Consider the following 1,829-nt stretch of genomic DNA (forward strand, 5'->3'; position numbering starts at 1 on the left):
CAAAGGACTTCCATGAACGGCAAAGCATGGCTGGGGCGGCTCCTGCCCCGCAAGGCCCCGGGCCCCGCAAAGGCCACGCGCAAGGCCTCCCGCCGTCCGTCATCACCGCTGCGGGAACTGGAGCGGGAACAGGCCGCGCTCCGGGCCCGGCTCGATGCGCTGGGGACGGCCCTCGACGCCGCGTCCGTCGCCCTTCCGGAACAGGAACGCACGGCCCTCCGTCAGGTGCGGGACGAGGCCTGCGCCGTGTGCGGGCGTGCCCGCGGCCGTCTTGCCGCCTTCCGCAAGACCTGCTGGCTGGTGATCCTGATCCAGCTCTGTCTGCTGGCCGCCATGCTGGCCTCCTTCTATTTTTTCCTGCCGGAACTGTAGCCTTTCGCCTTTTCGGCCCGCTCTCCTTCCATGACGGGGACGGCCGGGATCATTGCCTGATCCTGCCTGGCCTCCTGCCCGACGGCCATCCTGCGTGAGGGCCTTCTTCCTCGATGGAGAGTGGGAGATGACCGCTCCATGCGGCATCTTCCCCGCACGCTTCGCCCATCCCTCCCCGGCAGATGGACAGGCATCCCGCCCCCGTGTAGCATGGATGCTCCATCCACGTCTTTTCAGGAGTTTCCCATGCAAGCTCTGGGCTGTCTCGGCAATGTCCTCTGGTTCTTCCCCTTCGGTCTGGGTACCGGCCTGCTCTGGTGCATCGCGGGCGTGTTCTGCTTCATCAGCATCATCGGCATCCCCTGGGGCCGGGCCTGCTTCGTCATGGCCGGTTTCGCCTTCATGCCCTTCGGCCGCATGCCGGTCTCCCGTGACGTCCTTACCGGCGAAGGCGACATCGGCACCGGCCCGCTGGGCACCGTGGGCAATATCGTCTGGCTGCTGCTCTGCGGTATCTGGATCGCCTGCGGGCATCTGCTCTCGGCCCTGGCCTGCGCCGTGACAATCATCGGCATCCCCTTCGCCTGGCAGCACGTCAAGCTGGCTGCCCTGGCCCTGTGCCCCATCGGCAAGACCATCGTGGACGCCCGCGTGGCCGATGCAGCGGAACAGGCCGCCGCCTGGCGCCAGGCCAGCGGACAGTTCCACGACAGGTAGGAGCCCTCCCCCGCAGCGCTAGCGGCACATCTCTCTGACGCTGGCCAAGAGCTCCTGACGAAAGTCTTCGCGGCTGATCTTTTCTTCTGCGAAAAGAAGGGCAGAGTCCGTAAGGACCCAAATGGCGGCTCCCCCTACGACACCGGCGACCCCGCCAGCGACCGTACCGAAACCGGGGACAACAGACCCCGTGGCAGCTCCGGTACCAGCTCCCGCAAGAACAGAAGCTCCCAATCCGACCCCCTTGCTCGCCAAAGCCTTAGCTAGGGCGGACACGGCAAGTTTTCCTGTACTTTTCGACAAGGCCTTGGCAGCAATGCCGGCTGTAATACCGCTGACGGCTCCCGTCCCCATACGCGTGTGCCAGTTAACGAATTCCCGGGAAGGTGTTAACTGCAGGAAATCGGGAGACAGCCTGACGATGGTCTTCGATTTTGCCCCTTCTGCAGAGATCATGTATTGCTACTTCATATACTGCAATTTGCTTCGCCATTCTGCCTGAAGCGCTTCACGTTCCTGAATTTTATCGTATACCCATCCAAAGTCGAAGCCGTTCTCCAGATGTTCTTTCAATTTTTCCCGCATGAATTCATCAGCCGTTCCGGAAAGGACATTGAACAGACGTAAATATTCAGCAGTCAGGCTGTAGTACCAATCAAGGAATTTATCGATATTCCCCTCCATTTTTCGGCACATTATTTCATGAGATGCGAGCAACTGCTTATCTATATTTTCTATTC

4 protein-coding genes are annotated in these 1,829 nt (G+C 61.3%); 2 read left to right on the forward strand and 2 right to left on the reverse strand.

What is annotated here, in order from left to right:
- Positions 1–372 (forward strand): hypothetical protein (locus tag ACQRCJ_RS12340; RefSeq protein ID WP_427799928.1); only part of this gene is annotated, 372 nt, incomplete at its 5' end.
- A gap of 246 nt (positions 373–618) precedes the next feature.
- Positions 619–1,089: a YccF domain-containing protein gene (locus ACQRCJ_RS12345; RefSeq protein ID WP_304014632.1), complete on the forward strand. Its 471-nt coding sequence runs from the start codon at positions 619–621 to the stop codon at positions 1,087–1,089.
- An 18-nt stretch (positions 1,090–1,107) separates the two neighbouring features.
- Here ACQRCJ_RS12345 and ACQRCJ_RS12350 read toward each other — a convergent pair whose 3' ends face one another.
- Both ACQRCJ_RS12350 and ACQRCJ_RS12355 read right to left on the reverse strand, forming a co-directional pair.
- The gene (locus tag ACQRCJ_RS12350) at positions 1,108–1,545 is read right to left on the reverse strand and encodes a hypothetical protein (RefSeq protein WP_427799929.1); all 438 of its coding nucleotides are present in this window, start codon (positions 1,543–1,545) and stop codon (positions 1,108–1,110) included.
- 6 nt (positions 1,546–1,551) lie between these two features.
- Positions 1,552–1,829, reverse strand: a 278-nt coding sequence (locus tag ACQRCJ_RS12355) for a hypothetical protein (RefSeq protein WP_427799930.1), incomplete at its 5' end; no start/stop codon positions are given.

Source organism: Desulfovibrio sp. SGI.102 (assembly GCF_050314315.1).
In the GTDB taxonomy this organism is placed as follows: domain Bacteria; phylum Desulfobacterota; class Desulfovibrionia; order Desulfovibrionales; family Desulfovibrionaceae; genus Desulfovibrio.

Bases quoted from the DNA above. Each gene is read 5' to 3' on its own strand.
- ACQRCJ_RS12345 (WP_304014632.1), top strand. From the start codon at position 619: ATGCAAGCTCTGGGCTGTCTCGGCAATGTCCTCTGGTTCTTCCCCTTC.
- ACQRCJ_RS12350 (WP_427799929.1), bottom strand. From the start codon at position 1,545: ATGATCTCTGCAGAAGGGGCAAAATCGAAGACCATCGTCAGGCTGTCT.